The organism is Acidimicrobiales bacterium, assembly GCA_016716005.1.
Classification (GTDB): domain Bacteria; phylum Actinomycetota; class Acidimicrobiia; order Acidimicrobiales; family JADJXE01; genus JADJXE01.
The window spans coordinates 3,427,528-3,444,601 of the sequence record JADJXE010000001.1 but is presented as its reverse complement, the minus strand read 5'-3'; the positions used below and the strand labels follow the sequence as shown (position 1 = coordinate 3,444,601).

Sequence of the window (17,074 nt, the reverse complement as noted above, 5' to 3'; positions counted from 1 at the left end):
AGCCTGGCCCGGTGGTCGCCGCCTTCGTGCTGATCCGGGCCGAGCCCCGCCGTGTCGCCGACCTGGCCTCGGAGCTCACCGAGGTGCCCGGCGTGGCCGAGGTGTACTCGGTGGCCGGCGACGACGACCTGGTGGTGATCGTCCGCGTCCGCCGGCACGACGAGCTGGCCGAGGTGGTGACCGGGCGGATCGCGGGCCTCGACGGGATCGTGCGCACCCGCACGATGATCGCCTTCCAGGCCTACAGCCGCCACGACCTCGAAGCCATGTGGAGCATCGGCTCCGGCTGACCGGTCACCGCGGGGACGGGCGAGCAGCGGGCGCGCGGCGCGCCCCACGCCGAGCGCTCACTCGCCCTCGGCCCTGGCCCGCGCCGAGACGGCCACGGCCCGGTCGAGGGCATCGGCGGCACGCCCGTCGTCGACGGCCGACGCCGCCTGCTCCAGGCCCTCGACCAGGTCGACGGCCAGGCCGGCGGCCACCAGGCCGGCCGCCGCGTTCAGCAGCACCACGTCGCGGTGCGCCCCCCGCTCCCCCGCCAGCACCCGGCGCCCGTGCTCGGCGTTGGCCTGGGCGTCACCACCCCGGAGCAGCTCGGGCGTGGCCGGCGCCAGCCCGAGGGCCACCGGGTCCACGACGTAGGTGCGAACGTCGCCCGCGCACAGGTCGAACACCGTGGAGGTGCTGGTGGTCGTGAGCTCGTCGAGACCGTCGTGGCCGTAGACCACCAGGGCCCGCTCGGCGCCCCGCGTGGCCAGCACCTGCACCATCCGCTCGGCCATCGACGGGTCGCTGACGCCCACCACCTGCCGCCGCACGCGGGCGGGGTTGGCGAGCGGACCGAGGAAGTTGAACACCGTCGGGATCCCGAGCTCGCGCCGGGTGGGGCCCGCGTGGCGCATCGAGGCGTGGAAGCGGGGGGCGAAGCAGAACCCGAAGCCGGCCTCGTCGACGCAGCGGGCGACCCCCGCCGGACCGAGGTCGATGACCAGGCCGAGGGCCTCGAGGACGTCGGCCGAGCCCGACGCCGACGACGCCGCCCGGTTGCCGTGCTTGCACACCCGGGCGCCGGCACCGGCCACCACCAGCGCCGCCAGGGTGGAGACGTTGATGCTGCGGCTGCGGTCGCCACCCGTGCCACAGGTGTCGACCAGGGCGGTCCGGTCGCGCACCGGCACCGTCTCGGCCACGGCCAGCATGGCCTGCAGGAGCCCGCTGAGCTCCTCGACGGTCTCGCCCTTCATCCGGAGGGCGACGATGAAGGCGGCGATCTGGGCGGGGGTGGCGGCACCGTCGAGCACGTCGGCCATCGCGGCCTCGGCCTCGCCGGCGCTCAGGTCACGGCCATCGGTGAGCGACCCGAGGACGGCCGGCCAGCCGCCCACCTCGGCCAGGGTCGTCATGCAGTGCGCCAACCGGGAGCCGGGGAGCCGGGCTCAGGCGGTGCGGCGGCGCTGGCGGATGATCCGGCGCCGCTCCCGCTCCGTGGCGCCACCCCAGACCCCCTCCTTCTCCCGAGACGACAGGGCGTGCTCGAGGCAGGACGTGCGGACGGTGCACAGCCCGCACACCTCCTTGGCGACGCCGGCGTCGTCGTCGTCGTCCTGCGGGTAGAAGACCTCGGGATCGAGCCCGCGGCAGGCGGCCTGATCACGCCACGAGTTGGTCATGTCGGGGGGGTCACTTCCTTCGGGCTGCCGTCTGCCGGCTCCGCCACCGGCACCCGGGCATGCTACGGGGGCCCGCCCGGCCGAGGCCAGTTGGATCCTCGTCAGGCTGGGCTCGTACCGACCGGGCGTCGGCCGGCTACGCCTCGCCCCGGAGGTCCCGCAGGAGCGACGCCCGGGTGGCCTCTCCCAGCTCGACCTCGTCGCGGTAGGCCGGGTGGGCGACCGCCAGCACCACGGGGCCGCTGGCGACGCGCTCGACCTGCTGGGGCGTGAGCTCGAAGCGGATGTAGTGCACCGACGCGGTGATGTCGTCCCGGGTGAGCTGCTCCTCGTGCGACTCCTCGGGCACGCAGCGCACCACGTCGACGTCGGCCCCGTGGCCGAGGCGCAGCTCCACCGAGCGCTCGATGCCCACCAGCTTCGGCAGCCACTCCACCAGCTGCTCCTTGGACGTGAGCTCGATGAACAGCGTGGCCGACAGCTGTCCGGGCTCGGGGATCAGCGGGTTGTACGCGCGCAGCTCCGCCGCGATGCCCTCGTCGCTGATGATCTTCTCGACCCGGGCCATCTCCTGGATCTGGAACCGGATCGTGTCGCGGTTCTCGAACACCAGGGTGACGATGGTGCCGACGTGCACCCGGCGGACCCGTTTGAGCTCGATGATCCGCTGGCGGAACTCGGCGCGCTCCCGCTCGTAGGCGCGCAGGTCGGCGATGTCGTCGAGGGTGAGCTTCGCCATCGTGGGTCTCCTCGTGGGTGGGGCCGGGGCCGGGCCGGGGTCGGGGTCGGACGGGCAGGGATCAGGCCTCCTCGGGGATGCCGTAGGCACGCGCGACCACCGAGATGGGGTGCATCGGCACCCGGCCCGTCTCCTCGGTGATCGACCCGTTGGCCAGGTGGCAGTCGCCGGCCACCACATCGGCGGCCTGCTTGTCGATCGCGGCCCCGAGCTTGCGGGCCACGTCCTTGGCCAGCTCGTAGTTCTTCTCCCGGTAGCCCCAGGTGCCGTCGATGCCCGAGCACCCCTCCGCGATCTGGATCCTGGCGCCGGTGAGCTTCATCAGGTCGCGGCTCTTCAGGCCGATGCCCTGCGACCGGAGGTGGCAGGGGGCGTGGTAGGTGATGGTCTCGGGGATGGTGCCGGGGAACTCGGTGTCGAGCTCGGTCCCCTCCCCCTTGTGCAGCCTGATGAGGTACTCGGCGGCGTCGTAGGTGTGCTCGGCCACGAGCTGGGCGTCGGGGCCACCCACGTAATCCGGGTAGTCCTTCTTCAGCACGAACCCGCAGGTGGGCTGGGGGACGACGACGTCCTTCCCCTCCCGCACGGCGCGGGCCAGCACCTCGACGTTCTTGCGGCCCTGCTTCACGAAGCTGTCGACGTCGCCGGCGTGGAGCCAGGGGGCGCCGCAGCACACCGTCTCGGGCAGGTCGACCTCGACGCCGTTGCGCTCGTACACCCGCACCACGTCCTTGCCCACCGACGGCGCCTGGTACTCGACCAGGCACGTGGGGAACAGGGCCACCTCGGCCTGCTTGCGCCCGAGCACGGGCCGGGCCCGCTTGCGGAACCAGGTGCTGAACCGCTGCTTGGCGAACGGCGGGAGGAGGCGCTGCGAGGCGACCCCGACCACCTTCTCCATCATCCGGCGGGAGAACGACCCAGGGGTGCCGGTGCTGGCGTTGACCACGCCGGAGAGAGGCACGGACACCCTGCCCAGCAGGTCGGTCCGGGCCAGGAAGCCGTCGGTGACCCGCTCCCGCAGCGGCACCTCCTTGTTCCGGTGCCGCACCGCTTCCGCCCGCAGCATCAGCCGGGGGAAGTCGAGCTCCCACTCGTGCTGACCGGGGATGTAGGGGCAGTTGATGTAGCAGAGCTTGCAGTTGAAGCACTCGTCGACGACCTGGTCCTGCTGGGCCGGCGAGAGCCGGGCCGAGTCCTGCTCGGGGATGGCGTCGATCATCTCGAACAGGGTGGGGAAGGCCGAGCAGAACTTGAAGCAGAGCCGGCACCCGTGGCAGAGGTCGTAGACCCGGGTGAGCTCCTCCCGGAGGTCGGCTTCGTCGAAGTACCTCGGGTGGAACGGGTCATAGGTGGTCGTCACGGGCGGACCTCCGGAAGGGTCGGGCGGCGGGTCGCTGGGCGGCGCGCACCGGCCCCGGGGCGCGACGCCCCGGGGCCGGTCACGTCAGGGGGTCAGGAGACGAACTTGAGGCCCTCGGTGAAGCGGCCGGCGTGGCTCTTCTCGGCCCGGGCGAGGGTCTCGAGCCACTCGGCGACCTCGTCGAAGCCCTCGTCGCGCGCCGTGCGGGCGAACCCCGGGTACATCTCGGTGTACTCGTAGGTCTCACCGGCGATGGCCGAGCGGAGGTTGTCCTCGGTGGGGCCGACCGGCTCGCCCGTGACCGGGTCGCCGGCCGCGGCCAGGAAGTCGAAGTGCCCGAAGGCATGACCGGTCTCGCCCTCGGCGACCGACCGGAACAGCGCGGCCACGTCGGGGTAGCCCTCGACGTCGGCCTTCTGGGCGAAGTAGAGGTAGCGGCGGTTGGCCTGGCTCTCGCCGGCGAACGCCTCCTTCAGGTTCTCGTGGGTCTTGGTTCCCTGCAGCTCAGGCATGGATGTGCTCCTCGGTGAGTGTGGATCGGTGGGTGGTGGGGGAAGCCGGCGGTGCGGGCGGGTCCGGGTCGTCGGCCCGGCACTCGGCACACAGGCCCCGGAAGACGATCTCGGTGGCGGTGACCCTGAACCCGTGCTCGAGGCCCGAGGGCACCTGCACCCCGGGGAACTCGACGTGCAGGTCGTGGACCCGGCCGCAGGCGTCGCACACCAGGTGGTGGTGCGGGCCGACGGTGGGATCGAACCGGGCCGAGCCCGTGCCGAGCTCGAGCGCCTGGATCTCGCCCATCTCGGCCAGGTCGTTGAGGGTCTGGTAGACGGTCCGCAGCGAGATCGTGGGCAACTCGGCCACGGCCCGCTCGTAGACGCGGTCGGCGCTGGGGTGCTCGACCGCCCCGTGGAGGATGCGGAAGATGCACTGGCGCTGCGGGGTGACCTTCAGGCCCCGGTCGCGGAAGGCCTGGGTGAGCTCCGTGGGCGTCCGCACGGAACGATCGTACCGCGCCCCGCCATCAGTCAACAACTATTGCTGACGAGAAACCTTCGCGGACGAGCTCGGGGTCGTACCATCCGGCCATGCCCGAGGCCCGGAGCCAGGTGTTCGCCCTCGCCGACCGCTACGTGGAGGCGTGGGCCGCCCTCGACCCGCTCGCCGCCACCGCCCGGGGGGTGGCCGGCCACGACACCGAGGTGACCGACCTCTCGCCCCGCGGGATCGAGGCCCGCGAGGAGCTCACTCGCCAGACCCTCCACCAGCTACGGCGCCTGCCGATCGAGAGCGACGCCGACCGGCTGGCCGCGGGCGTCCTGGCCGAGCGCCTCGACGCCCAGCTCGCGCTGGACGACGCCGGCGAGCCGTACCGGCCCCTCCGGGTGATCGGCTCGCCCCTCCAGTCGGTCCGCCAGGCGTTCGACCTCATGGCCCGCTCCTCGGCCGACGACTGGGTGGCGATCGCCGATCGCATGGAGCGCGTCCCCCACGCCCTCACCGGCTTCCGCCACACCCTCGACGAGGCGCTCCGCCGGGGCCTGCACGCGGCCCGCCGGCAAGCGACCGCCTGCGCCGAGCAGGCCGCCACCTGGGCCGGGCTGCGAGGCGCGCCCGCCTACTTCGTCGCCCTCGCCGACACCTTCGCCGGCACGGGGATCGACGACCCCGCGCTCGGCCCGCGGCTGGCCGAGGCGGCCGCAGCCGCGACCGAGGCGGTCGAGGTCACCGCCCGATTCCTGTTCGACGACTACGCGCCCCGCGCTCCCGACGACGACGCCGTCGGTCCCGAGCGCTACGACCGCTTCGCCCGGTTCTCGCTCGGCGCCTCCCCCGACCTGCAGGAGACGTACGAGTGGGGCTGGGCCGAGCTGGCCCGCATCGAGGCCGAGCTGGCCGACCTGGCCGACCGGATCGTGCCCGGTGGCAGCACCGCCGAGGCCAGGGCCCACCTCGACACCGACCCCGCGCAGGCCGTCGAGGGGGTCGACGCCTTCCGCCGCTGGCTCCAGGATCTGATGGATCGCACCGTCGACGAGCTCGACGGCACCCACTTCGACATCCCGGGCCCGATCCGGCGGGTGGAGGCCATGATCGCCCCACCGGGCGGCGCGGCCGCCATGTACTACACACCCCCCTCGGAAGACCTCACCAGGCCCGGGCGCACCTGGTACCCGACCCTCGGCAAGACCCGCTTCCCGCTCTGGCCGGAGGTCACCACCGCCTTCCACGAGGGCGTGCCCGGCCACCACCTCCAGATCGGCCAGGTGCGCGTGCTCGGCGACCGCCTCAGCCGCTTCCAGAGGCTCACCTTCGTGAGCGGGCACGGGGAGGGGTGGGCGCTGTACGCCGAGCGCCTCATGGACGAGCTCGGCTTCCTCGCCGACCCGGGGACCCGGTTCGGGTTCCTCACCTCCCAGCAGTTCCGCGCCGCCCGCGTGGTGATCGACATCGGGGTGCACCTGGGGATGCGCCTGCCGGCCGGCCAGCCGTTCCACCCGGGCGAGCGCTGGACGCCGGCGCTCGCCTTGGCGTTCCTCCGGCCTCGGAGCCCCTTCGGTGACGCCTTCGCCGCCAGCGAGATCGACCGCTACCTCGGCTGGCCGGCGCAGGCGATCAGCTACAAGGTGGGCGAGCGGGCCTGGCTCGAGTGCCGCCACGACGTGGCCGCCCGTCTCGGGCCGGCGTTCGACCTCCGGGCCTTCCACGCCGGCGCGCTCGGCCTCGGCAACCTCGGCCTCGACCTCCTGCGCGCCGAGCTCGGGCGCCTCGGTGCGGTGCCCCCGGAGCCCGCCCCGTAGGATCGGCGGCATGTCCGCTCACGGGTTCGACCGGGCCGACGCGCTGCGGCGCCTGGCCGAGGAGACCTTCGACGTCTGCGTCGTCGGCGGTGGCATCACCGGCGTCGGCGTGGCCCTCGACGCCGCCAGCCGGGGCCTGCGCACCGCCCTGGTGGAGCGGGACGACTTCGCCTCGGGCACCTCGTCGAAGTCGTCGAAGCTCGTCCACGGGGGGCTCCGCTACCTGCAGCAGCGCGAGTTCCGGCTCGTCTACGAGGCCCTTGCCGAGCGGCAGGTGCTGCGCCACACCGCGCCGCACCTCGTGCGGGTCCTGCCGTTCCTCATCCCCGTCCTCACCCGCGACGGGCTCATGAACGCCAAGCTGGCCCGGGCGCTGGGTTCGGCCATGTGGATGTACGACCTCACCGGCGGGCTGCGCATCGGCAAGCTCCACAAGCGCATCTCGGCCGACCAGGCCGAGGCGCACATGCCCACCCTCCCCCGCGACCGCCTGGCCGCGGGCTACCTCTACTACGACGCCCAGGCCGACGACGCCCGCCTCACCCTGGCGGTGGCCCGGACGGCGGCCATCGACCACGGCGCCGTGGTCGTCAACCGGGCCGGCCTGGTCGGGCTGCACAAGGACGCCTCGGGCGCGATCGTCGCAGCCGACGTGGACGCCGGCGGCGAGCGCATCCGGATCCGCACCCGCTCGGTGGTGAACGCGGCCGGCGTGTGGGCCGACCGGGTCCGCACCCTCGACGAGGGCCGCGATCCCGACACGATCCGGCCGGCCAAGGGGATCCACATCACCGTGCCGTGGCAGCGCATCCGCAACGACATCGCGGTGGTCGTGCCGGTGCCGAGCGACAAGCGCTCGATCTTCGTGGTGCCGTGGGGCGACCTCACCTACATCGGCACCACCGACACCGACTACGACGGCTCGCTCGACGATCCGCAGTGCACCCCTGACGACGTCGCCTACCTGCTGCGGGCCATGAACCACTCGCTCACCGAACCGATCTCCGAAGCCGACGTGGTGGGCACCTGGGCCGGGCTGCGCCCCCTGGTCAAGAGCGCCGCCACGGCCAAGACGGCCGACCTCTCCCGCCGGCACGCGGTGAGCCGCTCGGCGGGCGGGCTGATCACGGTCACCGGCGGCAAGCTCACCACGTATCGGCGGATGGCCGCCGACACCGTCGACCTGATCGTCGACGGCCTCGGCCGGGGCGGTCGCAGCCGCACCAGGAAGGTGCGCCTGCGGGGGGCCGAGGGCTGGGAGACGATCGAGGCCGAGGGCCCGTCGCGCCTCGGGCTGCCGCCCGACCTGGCCCGGCACCTGGCTTCGCGGTACGGGTCGGAGGCCCGCGTCATCGCGGCCATGCTGCAGGCCGACCCCGCCCTCGGCGCGGCGCTGGTGCCGGGGCTCCCGTACGTGCGAGCCGAGGCGGTCTACGCCGCCCGCTACGAGATGAGCGGCTCGCTCGACGACGTGCTCTCCCGTCGCACCCGGGCCCGGCTCCTCGCCCGCGACGCCTCGGCGGCCGTGGCCGACGACGTGGCTCGGCTGATCGCCCCCGACCTCGGGTGGAGCGATGCCGACGTGGCGCGCGAGGTGGCCGCGTACCGGGCGTCCGTCGGGGCCGAGCGCCGCGCCGGCGGGCTCCCCGAGTCCGCCCTCGACGCCGCGATCGGCGCCTGACGTGGCCGGCGACGAGCTCGGCCCCGGCCGCCCGGTGCCGCCGATCGCGCTCGACCGCCCGGCCGCCCAGGTCGGCACCCGGCTCCGGGCGCAGCGGGTGGAGGTGCCGGACCGGGTGGTCGAGCACCTCCGTGCCGCCTGCGGCCGGGTCGCCCTGGACGATCCGGCCCTGGTGGAGGCCAGCCGGGACTGGTGGCCGATCGCCATCGCCTGGGCGCTCGACGGCGACGTCGCGGCGAGAGCCGCCGTGGTCGCCCGGCCGGGCGACGCCGACGAGGTCGCGGCGGTGCTGCAGATCTGCAACGAGGCCCGCATCCCGGTCACCGCGGCCGCCGGCCGGAGCGGCGTGTGCGGCGCCAGCGTCCCCGTGCACGGCGGCGTCGTGCTCGACCTCACCGGCCTGCGCGGGATCGTGGAGGTCGACGACCTCTCCCTCGTGGCCGAGGTCCGGGCCGGGACGTTCGGCGACCACTTCGAGGACGAGCTGGGGCGCGAGCACGGCCTCACCTGCGGGCACTGGCCGCAGTCGATGGCCCTCTCGACCGTGGGCGGGTGGCTCGCCTGCCGGGGCGCCGGCCAGCTCTCGACCCGCTACGGGAAGATCGAGGACATGGTCGTCGGGCTCGACGTGGTGCTCGCCGACGGGCGGCGAATCCGCACCGGCGGCGCGCCCCGGGCGGCCACGGGTCCCGACCTCACGCAGCTGTTCGTGGGCTCGGAGGGCACCCTCGGCGTGATCACCGCGGCCCGCCTCCGGCTGCACCCGGCGCCGACGGCCGAGGGCCGCTCCGCATGGGGCTTCGGCTCGTTCGACGCCGGGTTGGAGGTCTGCCGGCGGATCCTCCGGAGGGGCGCGACGCCGGCGGTGCTCCGCCTGTACGACGCGGTCGAGGCGGACCGCTCATACCAGACCGGCGACCGCAGCGTGCTGCTGGTGCTCGACGAGGGCGACGGCCGGCTGGTCGACGCGTCGCTCGACGTGGTGGCTGACGAGTGCCGCGCCACCGGCGCCGAGCCCCTCGACGAGGGGCTGGTGGGTCGCTGGCTCGAGCACCGCAACGACGTGTCCGCCCTGGAGGCGCTCTACAGCAGGGGCTACGTCGTCGACACGATGGAGGTCACGGCCCCGTGGGGCGTGATCACCGGGGTGTACCACGACACCGTCGCCGCCCTGCGGACGGTGCCGCACTGCATGGTGGCCTCGGCCCACCAGTCGCACAGCTACACCGACGGCGCCTGCCTGTACTTCACGCTGGCCGGCAAGCCGCCCGCCGACGAGAAGGACGCGTTCTACCGGGCGGCGTGGGATGCGGGCACGCAGGCCGTGCTGGCCGCCGGCGGCAACCTCAGCCACCATCACGGCGTGGGCCTCAACCGCGCCCGCTTCATGGTCGACGCCCTCGGTCCGGCGCTCGACGTGCTGGCCGGGGTCAAGCAGGCCCTCGATCCGACCGGGATCCTCAACCCCGGCAAGCTCGGCCTCCCCGACCCGTGGGGGCCGGTCGGCTGGCCGTGAGCCGCGCCGTCGACGTCCGGGCCGTGGCGTCCGGGGCCGCCCTGGCGGCGGTGATCGCGGTGCCGGCCGCGCTGATCGGCCAGGCGGTGGACGACAGCGGCGAGCGCGGGTCGTTCGTGGCCCCCCTGGTGATCCTGCTCGGCCTGGCCGCCGGCGCGGCCGTCGCCGCGGGGCTCCAGCACCGGGGGACACCCCTCACACACGGGATCCTCGCCGCGGCCACGGTGTTCGTGGTCGTCCAGGGCATCGGCGTCATCCGGCGCCTCGTGGCCGGCGACGAGATCAGCTGGGCGAGGGTGTTCTCCAGCGCCGTGCTGTCGGTGGTCGCCGGCACGGTCGGCGGCCTGATCGGGGGCCGCGTCGGCCCGAGGGACCGGGAGGTCCGACCGTGAGCATCCTCGTCGTCGATGTCGGCACCAGCGGCGTCCGGGCCGCCGTGGTCCACCCGGACGCCACCGTGGCCGCCGAGCGCTACCTGCCGGTGCTGCCGTCGTCGCCGGCGCCGGGCTTCGTCGAGTTCGACGCGGTCGAGCAGGCCGGCGCAGCCCTCGACTGTGCCGAGGCGGTCCTGGCCGAGGCCGGGCCGGTCGACGCGGTGGGCATCGCCAACCAGCGGGCATCCGCGGTCGTCTGGCACCGCGGCACCGGCGAGCCCGTCGGGCCCGGCGTCGGCTGGCAGGACCTCCGCACGGTGGGCATGTGCCTGATGCTGCAGGGCCAGGGCATCCACCTGGCGCCCAACGTGTCCGCCACCAAGCTGGCCTTCCTGCTCGACCTGGCCGACCCCGAGCGGGCCCGCGACCTGTGCTTCGGCACCGTCGACACGTGGATCGCCTGGCACCTGTCGGGCGGATCGCTGCACGTCACCGACCTCACGAACGCCGCGGTCACCGGGCTCCTGTACGGCGACGGCTCGGCCTGGAACCCGCACGTGCTCGAGGCACTCCGGATCCCCGAGACGGTGCTGCCCACCATCGTCGACTCGACCGGCATCGTGGGCGAGGCCACGGCCCTGCCCGGCGCCCCGCCCATCGCCGGACTGGCCGGCGACCAGCAGGCGTCGCTCGTGGGCCAGGGCTGCGTGCACCCGGGCCTGGCCAAGATCACCTTCGGCACCGGCGGGATGCTCGACCTCGTCGTGGGGCCCGACCGGCCCGCCTTCGAGCAGCGGGGACCGGGGGGGACGTTCCCGATCGTCGCCTGGCGCCGCGACGGCCAGCCCGTCTGGGGGGTCGAGGCGATCATGCTCTCGGCCGGCACCAACGTGGAGTGGCTCCGCGACGACCTGGGGGTGATCGCCGACGCGGCCGAGTCGCACGCCGTGGCCGCAGCGTGCCCGGATGCCCACGGCGTCGTGTACGTGCCCGCCCTCCTCGGCCTGGGCACGCCGTTCTGGGACTACGGGGCTCGGGGCACCCTGCTCGGCCTCACCCGGGGCTCGGAGCGGTCACACGTGGTGCGGGCCGTGCTGGAGGGCATCGCCCAACGGGGCGCCGACCTGGTCGACGCGGCCGAGGCCGACTCGGCGATGAGGATCCCGTCGCTCCGGGTCGACGGTGGGATGAGCGCCAACCCCACCTTCCTGCAGGCGGTGGCCGACGCCACCCAGCGGCCGGTCGAGGTGGCTCCGGTCACCGAGGCCACCACCCTCGGCGCCGCGTTCCTCGCCGGCCTGGCCGTGGGCACGTGGGCCGACCTCGACGACGTCGCGGCGACCTGGCGACCCCGCACCGTCGTCGAGCCCGCCCGGGTCCTCGACCGCGAGCGGTGGGCCGAGGCCTGCCGGAGGGCGGCCCGGTGGGTCCCCGAGCTGTCGGCCCTCGACTTCTAGGGTGCCCATGGCTCCGCCGTTTGTCCCCCCGAACCCTCGCGGGGCCAGAATGTCCATCGCCGCGGCCACCGCTGCCCGCGACGCCCGCCCCAGGAGGTAGCTGCGTGGAGATCAGTCCCTCAGAGCTGCGCCGGCTCGCCCGCGAGGTCGACGAGCAGCACCGCGACGAGCTGCCGACGCTCCCCGACCGTCTGGGCGAGCTCTACACAGGCGAGGGGGCGCGCACCCTCGCCTCGCGGCGGAGCCTGCTGCGCACGGCGGCCCTGGGCGGTGCGGCGGTCACGATCGGCGCCGTCACCGTGCCCCTCACCGGGCTGATGGGCACGGCCTGGGCCCAGGAGGGCTCCACCACCACCACCACCGAGGGCGACGCCACCACCACGACGGCGGCCGGGGGCGACACGAGCGGCACCACGGTCCCCGGGCCGACGCCGATCTCGGCCCCCTCCACGCTCGCCCCGGGGTCGTCCCTGCGCTCCCCGGAGGTGGTGCAGCTGGCGGTGTTCGCGGAGTCGGTGGAGCTGGCGGCGGTCGCCGCGTACCAGCTGGCCCTCGACTCGGGCCTGCTGTCCGATCAGGTCGCCGAGGTGGCGGCGATGTTCCAGGGCCACCACCGCCAGCACGCCCAGCTGATGCACGGGTACGTGGGCCCGCAGGCGGTGACCCTGCCCAACCAGACCCTGGTGCAGGCCGTCGTCCCGCAGATCGAGGCGGCCGCCGGCGAGCCCGACGTGCTGGAGGTGGCGTACGGCATCGAAGAGGGCGCGGCCGCCACCTACCTCTTCGCGCTGGGCATCCCGCTCGACCCGCTGGTCGCCGCCAAGCTCGCGGCGATCCTGCCCGTCGAGTCCCAGCACGCCGTCGTCCTCGGCCAGGTGATCGGCAAGCCGGAGGCCGACTACCTGCCGCCGCTCCAGACCCTCGACGGGGCGTTCGATCCCGCCCAGTACCCGATCGCCACGCCGGAGCAGCTCGAGGAGGTCACCGCCCCGTGAACCCTGATCTGTCGCGAGACGAGCTCCACCGCCAGCTGCGCGAGATCGAGGCCGCCCAGGCCGCCCTCGATCGCCCCTTCGCGGGCGCCCTCCGCCGGGCGCTGGAGGCCCGCCGGGCCGCCCGGCCCGCAGCCGCCGGCGTCGACCGCCGCCGCTTCCTGGTGGTCGGGGGCGGCTCGGTCCTGGCCGCGGCCGTGCTGGCGGCCTGCGGCGGGGGCAACGACGGCGAGAGCACGGCCCCCCTGCTCCCTCAGAGCGGCGACACCACCACCACCACGGAAGCGATGGGCGAGCTGGAGGTGGGCGACGGCGTGCTGCTGCGCACCGCCCAGTCCTACGAGCTGGCTGCGGTGGACACCTACGGCACGGTGCTCGAGTCGGGCCTGGTCGAGGATCGCGACGTGCGGCGCACCTTCGAGCTGTTCCTCGAGCAGCACGGCGACCACGGTGACCTGTTCGCCCAGACGCTCCGCGACCTGGGCGAGCCGACGGTCCGGGAGGCCAACGCCTTCGTGATGGACCAGATCGTCGCTCCCAGCCTGGAGGCGGTCGAGGACCAGGACGGCGCCATCGCGTTCTCGCACACCCTCGAGAACATCGTGGCCCAGACGTACCAGGCGTTCGTCGAGGTGCTGGCGTCGACCGACAACCGGCAGGTGATCATGTCGGTGGGCGGTGTCGAGGCCCGCCACACGGCCCTGATCGCCGGGTTCATGGCCACCGAGCCGCCCACTCCCCAGGTGCCGGCGCCCTTCCAGCCGATCACCGACGCACTGGGCCTGCGCAGCTACGTCGCCTGAGGCGGCCAACCCGGGCCTCGACCGTTCTCTGCCCGCCCCACCACCCCAGGGGTGGTCTGCTCGCCCGAGAACGTCGCCGCGGCCCCTCGATCGTCGGGTCGCGGGGCCGGGGATGCCCCTTCCCACACGGTGGGCGCTCGGGCACACTGGGGGAGACGGTGAGCCGGCCGGGTGGCCGCGGCCCGGCATCGACCGGGTCGAGGAAGGTCGGGGCTCCGCAGGGCAGGGTGCTGGCGAGAGGCCAGTCGGGGCGACCCGCAGGACAGTGCCACAGAGAGCAGACCGCCGATGGCCCCTCGGGGCACAGGCAAGGGTGAAACGGTGCGGTAAGAGCGCACCAGCGCCCGGGGCGACCCGGGCGGCTCGGCAAACCCCACCCGGAGCAAGGCCAAGTGTGGGACACGGGCGGCCCGCCCGGTGCTCCGCAGGGAGCACGGTCCCCAGGTAGGCCGCACAGATGGATGGCCACCCCGGCGCCCTCGGGCGTCGGACAGAACCCCGCCTACAGGCCGGCTCACCGTCACCACCGTCCTGACCTGCGGAGACGCCACGGACGAGCTACCCGGCCTCCGCGTCCCACGGCGGCGCGGCTCGCCCTCGGGCATCATCGTGCGATGCGCATCGGGATCAACGGTTCCAGCCTCATGGCCCTGGGGCGACCGACGTCCGAGCTCGTCGCCCACGCCGCTGCGGCCGAGGCCGACGGGTTCGCCACCTACTGGGTGGCGCAGCTCGCCGTGCCCGACGCCCTCACCGTGCTCGCGGTGGTCGGTCAGGCGACGGCGAGCATCGAGCTCGGCACCGCGGTGATCGCCACCTGGCCCCGTCACCCGCTGATGCTGGCCGCCCAGGCGTTGACGACCTCGGAGCTGTGCGGCGGGCGGCTCGTGCTCGGCATCGGCCTGGCCCACAAGTCGTCGATCGAGCAGTCGCTGCGGATCCCCTTCTCCCGGCCGGCTCGCCACATGGACGAGTACCTGTCGGTGCTGCTGCCCGTGCTCGCCCACCGGCGCGTGTCGTTCGAGGGCGAGATCTGGTCGGGCGAGGCCGACAACGTGGGCGGCCCGCCCGACGTCGCCGCACCGTCGGTGATGCTGGCGGCCATGGGCCCCCGCATGCTCGCCCTGGCGGGAAGCCGCACCGACGGGACCGTGCTGTGGCTGAGCGGCCCCCGCACCATCGAGTCCGAGATCGCGCCGGCCCTGGCAGCGGCGGCCGAGCGGGCCGGCCGGGCCCATCCCCGCATCGTGGCGAGCGTACCGGTGTGCGTCACCGACCGGCCCGAGCTGGCGAAGGGGCTCATCGGCGAGGTGCTGGTCGGCTACAACGACCTGCCGTCGTACCGGCGGGTGATGGACATCGAGGGCGTCGCCGGGCCCGCAGACGTCTCGTTGGTGGGCGACGAGGACACGGTCCGAGCGGGGCTGGCCCGCTTCGCGGCCGCGGGCACGACCGACTTCTCGGCGCTCGAGTTCGTCACCGACGACGAGGAGGCCGCCCGCACGCGCGCCCTGCTGCGGGCCGTGCACGCCACCTCGTGACGACCCCCGCCCGGGCGCCGCCGGAGGTCACCCTCAGGCGGGATACGCGACCCAGTGGGCGGCGTCGGCGTCGTACAGCTTGCACGCCTTCGTGTCGCGGAGGTAGCGGCGCAGGCTCCAGCGCTGCCGGCGGACCACGTCGGGGAACGCCTGCTCGATGGCGGCCGCCGCCCGGGGGAGCCGGTGGAAGGGGATCCGCGGGTCCACGTGGTGCGGGGTGTGCACGAAGATGTGGTGGAACCACAGCACGTCGACGACGGCCGGGAACTCCAGGATCGTGGTCGACTCCATCTGACCCCTGAACTGGGTCCACTCACGCGCCGGCCACCAGCGGATGTCGGGGGCGATGTGGTGGACATAGACGGTCCACCCGATCACGTGGCTGAAGACCAGGAACGGGATGACCAGGGCCATCAGCACGAGCCAGCCGGCCCGCAACGGCCCACCCTGCCACCAGCCGACCGCCACGAGCACCGCCGTCAGGCCCACCAGGCTCGCGGCCAGGAAGCGGTTGTTCCGGCGGTAGGGCGCGGCCCGCTTGCCCTCGGGGCGGAAGCGGATCATCTTGTTCCACCAGACCTCGCGGGTGTAGTACGCGCCGGCCCCGAGCCACGACCACTCGAGGCGGTGGCGCAGGCGCGCCAACCGGCCGAGCGCCTGGTACTGCTCGACGCTGAGCGGCTGCCACACGAAGTCGAACCCGAGCCGCGTGGTGAAGCCGTGGTGGATGCGGTTGTGCCCGAGGTCCCACGCGGCCTCGTTGTGGATCGAGGGCACCATGCACAGCCGGGCCACCCAGCGGTTGGCCGCCGCCGACCCGAAGAGCGCGCTGTGGGAGGCGTCGTGGCCGAGGACGAACAGCCCGGCGACGCCCAGACCGGCCAGCAGGCTCAGCCCGATCGACCACCACGCCGCGCCGGTGAGGACCAGCAGCACGACCGGCGCCAGCCACAGCAGGGCACCCTGCGCCACCGCCACGACGGCCCGTCCGGTCGGCCGCTCGTAGCAGGCCTCCGGGATCACGGCCCGCACCTCGGTGAGCGAGCCCTTGCGCGGCCGGGGGAGATCGGTCGTTGGTGAGGGCATGCCCCGACTGTACGACCCGACGAGGGAACGCCGCCAGCATCTGCTGTCAGCATCGACGGGCGGTGTGGTTCACTCTCCGCCATGGCGAGCGACGGCGCACCTGCGCCCGGCGACCCGGCAGGGCTCTCGCTGACGACGCTCGCCGACGAGAGCGGGTTGCCGGCGCGGACGATCCGCTACTACCAGTCGGAGCGGCTCCTCCCGCACCCGGAGCGGCGCGGGCGCGACGCCGTCTACCGCGAGGAGCACGTGCAGCGGCTCGCCCTCATCGCCGAGCTCCGCGACCGGGGCCTGAGCCTGGGGACGATCCGCGAGCTCGTCACCGCCGACCACCCGGTGCGCACCGTCGCCGAGTGGCTGGGGCTCGACGCCACCCTCAGCGCCCCCTGGTCCGACGACCGCCCCAGGGCCGTCACTCGAGAGGAGCTCCGCGAGCTGGTGGGCCGGGACCAGCCCGGCCTGCTGGGCGAGCTCGAGGCCGCCGGCTTCGTGGAGCCGGGGGACGACGGCACCTGGGTGGTGCCGAGCCCGGCCCTGCTCGACCTGGCTCTCGGCCTGCGCGACGCCGGCATCGACCTCGAGATCAGCGGCCGGCTCCGCGACCTGCTCGACCGGCGCCTCGCCCAGGCGGTCGACGCCGCCGTCGCGCTGCTCGTGGCGCGCACGGGCACGGGCTTCGCCGGCAACGCCACCCCCGCCGAGCTGACCACCGCCCTGGCCGCCCTGCGGCCGGCCGCACGCGACATGACCAGCCTGCTGGTCGCCCACCAGGTGGAGCGGGCACTGCGCCGGCTGGTGGAGTCCGGCCCGGCCGCCATGCGCCAGGCCCGCCGGCGCTGATCGGGCGGCTCGGCCCCGGCCCCACGGCCGGCCTCGGCGGGCTCGCGTCGGCCACCCCGCCGCCGTCGACGCGCCGGGCCGGGGAAACCCGTCGGACCCCGGCGGGCGGCGCGGTAGCGTCGGCGCACCGGAACGACGAGGAAGGAGGGTCGTCGATGCCTGCCGTCCCGCCCGCCCCCGTCGCGCGCGTCGCCTGAGCAGCGGCCCCGGG

At 74.4% G+C, this 17,074-nt stretch carries 17 protein-coding genes and 1 other RNA gene; 11 read left to right on the top strand and 7 right to left on the bottom strand.

Going from position 1 to position 17,074, the window contains the following annotated elements; genetic code table 11:
* The first annotated feature begins 11 nt into the window (after positions 1 to 11).
* Entirely contained in the window at positions 12 to 290 is a 279-nt protein-coding gene (locus tag IPM45_16715) for an Lrp/AsnC ligand binding domain-containing protein (GenBank protein MBK9181170.1), read from the top strand.
* Between the two features lie 57 nt (positions 291 to 347).
* Here the strand turns inward: IPM45_16715 and trpD are convergent, their stop codons facing one another.
* The 6 genes from trpD to IPM45_16685 all read right to left on the bottom strand — a co-directional run bounded on the left by trpD (position 348) and on the right by IPM45_16685 (position 4,771).
* Positions 348 to 1,403 (bottom strand): anthranilate phosphoribosyltransferase, encoded by a 1,056-nt coding sequence (trpD, locus tag IPM45_16710; protein ID MBK9181169.1) that lies wholly within the window; start codon positions 1,401 to 1,403, stop codon positions 348 to 350.
* Positions 1,404 to 1,436: 33 nt separating this feature from the next.
* The gene (locus IPM45_16705) at positions 1,437 to 1,670 is read right to left on the bottom strand and encodes a WhiB family transcriptional regulator (protein MBK9181168.1); all 234 of its coding nucleotides are present in this window, start codon (positions 1,668 to 1,670) and stop codon (positions 1,437 to 1,439) included.
* A gap of 136 nt (positions 1,671 to 1,806) precedes the next feature.
* Entirely contained in the window at positions 1,807 to 2,409 is a 603-nt protein-coding gene (locus tag IPM45_16700) for a DUF3501 family protein (GenBank protein MBK9181167.1), read from the bottom strand.
* Between the two features lie 61 nt (positions 2,410 to 2,470).
* On the bottom strand, positions 2,471 to 3,772 hold the full coding sequence (locus IPM45_16695; GenBank protein ID MBK9181166.1) for a hypothetical protein: 1,302 nt from the start codon (positions 3,770 to 3,772) through the stop codon (positions 2,471 to 2,473).
* 92 nt (positions 3,773 to 3,864) lie between these two features.
* Complete coding sequence (locus IPM45_16690; protein MBK9181165.1) at positions 3,865 to 4,284, bottom strand: rubrerythrin; 420 nt, start codon at positions 4,282 to 4,284, stop codon at positions 3,865 to 3,867.
* Positions 4,277 to 4,771, bottom strand: a complete 495-nt coding sequence (locus tag IPM45_16685; GenBank protein MBK9181164.1) for a transcriptional repressor — start codon at positions 4,769 to 4,771, stop codon at positions 4,277 to 4,279. The genes IPM45_16690 and IPM45_16685 overlap by 8 nt, the downstream gene beginning before the upstream one ends.
* An 89-nt stretch (positions 4,772 to 4,860) precedes the next feature.
* Here IPM45_16685 and IPM45_16680 point away from each other — a divergent pair, with 89 nt between their 5' ends.
* The 9 genes from IPM45_16680 (at position 4,861) to IPM45_16640 (ending at position 14,937) form a co-directional block, all read left to right on the top strand.
* Positions 4,861 to 6,573 carry a DUF885 domain-containing protein gene (locus tag IPM45_16680; GenBank protein MBK9181163.1) on the top strand — a complete coding sequence of 571 codons (1,713 nt, stop codon included), beginning with the start codon at positions 4,861 to 4,863 and terminating at the stop codon, positions 6,571 to 6,573.
* Between the two features lie 10 nt (positions 6,574 to 6,583).
* Positions 6,584 to 8,254, top strand: coding sequence for a glycerol-3-phosphate dehydrogenase/oxidase (locus tag IPM45_16675; GenBank protein ID MBK9181162.1), 1,671 nt, complete (start codon positions 6,584 to 6,586; stop codon positions 8,252 to 8,254).
* A complete protein-coding gene (locus IPM45_16670; protein ID MBK9181161.1) occupies positions 8,148 to 9,770 on the top strand; it encodes an FAD-binding oxidoreductase in 1,623 nt (540 codons plus the stop codon). Before IPM45_16675 ends, IPM45_16670 begins: the two co-directional genes overlap by 107 nt.
* Positions 9,767 to 10,162, top strand: a complete 396-nt coding sequence (locus IPM45_16665) for a hypothetical protein (protein ID MBK9181160.1) — start codon at positions 9,767 to 9,769, stop codon at positions 10,160 to 10,162. Before IPM45_16670 ends, IPM45_16665 begins: the two co-directional genes overlap by 4 nt.
* Positions 10,159 to 11,601: a glycerol kinase gene (locus tag IPM45_16660; protein MBK9181159.1), complete on the top strand. Its 1,443-nt coding sequence runs from the start codon at positions 10,159 to 10,161 to the stop codon at positions 11,599 to 11,601. The genes IPM45_16665 and IPM45_16660 overlap by 4 nt, the downstream gene beginning before the upstream one ends.
* A gap of 104 nt (positions 11,602 to 11,705) precedes the next feature.
* On the top strand, positions 11,706 to 12,596 hold the full coding sequence (locus IPM45_16655; protein MBK9181158.1) for a ferritin-like domain-containing protein: 891 nt from the start codon (positions 11,706 to 11,708) through the stop codon (positions 12,594 to 12,596).
* Positions 12,593 to 13,396 carry a ferritin-like domain-containing protein gene (locus IPM45_16650; GenBank protein MBK9181157.1) on the top strand — a complete coding sequence of 268 codons (804 nt, stop codon included), beginning with the start codon at positions 12,593 to 12,595 and terminating at the stop codon, positions 13,394 to 13,396. Before IPM45_16655 ends, IPM45_16650 begins: the two co-directional genes overlap by 4 nt.
* Positions 13,397 to 13,555: 159 nt before the next feature.
* Positions 13,556 to 13,917: RNase P RNA component class A (gene rnpB / locus IPM45_16645), an RNA gene on the top strand.
* Positions 13,918 to 14,010: 93 nt separating this feature from the next.
* A complete protein-coding gene (locus IPM45_16640; protein ID MBK9181156.1) occupies positions 14,011 to 14,937 on the top strand; it encodes a TIGR03564 family F420-dependent LLM class oxidoreductase in 927 nt (308 codons plus the stop codon).
* Between the two features lie 33 nt (positions 14,938 to 14,970).
* On the opposite strand, the gene IPM45_16635 is transcribed toward IPM45_16640, so the two are convergent.
* Positions 14,971 to 16,023, bottom strand: coding sequence for a fatty acid desaturase (locus tag IPM45_16635; protein MBK9181155.1), 1,053 nt, complete (start codon positions 16,021 to 16,023; stop codon positions 14,971 to 14,973).
* An 81-nt stretch (positions 16,024 to 16,104) separates the two neighbouring features.
* Between IPM45_16635 and IPM45_16630 the strand changes: the two genes are divergently transcribed.
* A complete protein-coding gene (locus IPM45_16630; protein ID MBK9181154.1) occupies positions 16,105 to 16,863 on the top strand; it encodes a MerR family transcriptional regulator in 759 nt (252 codons plus the stop codon).
* Positions 16,864 to 17,074: the final 211 nt, after the last annotated feature.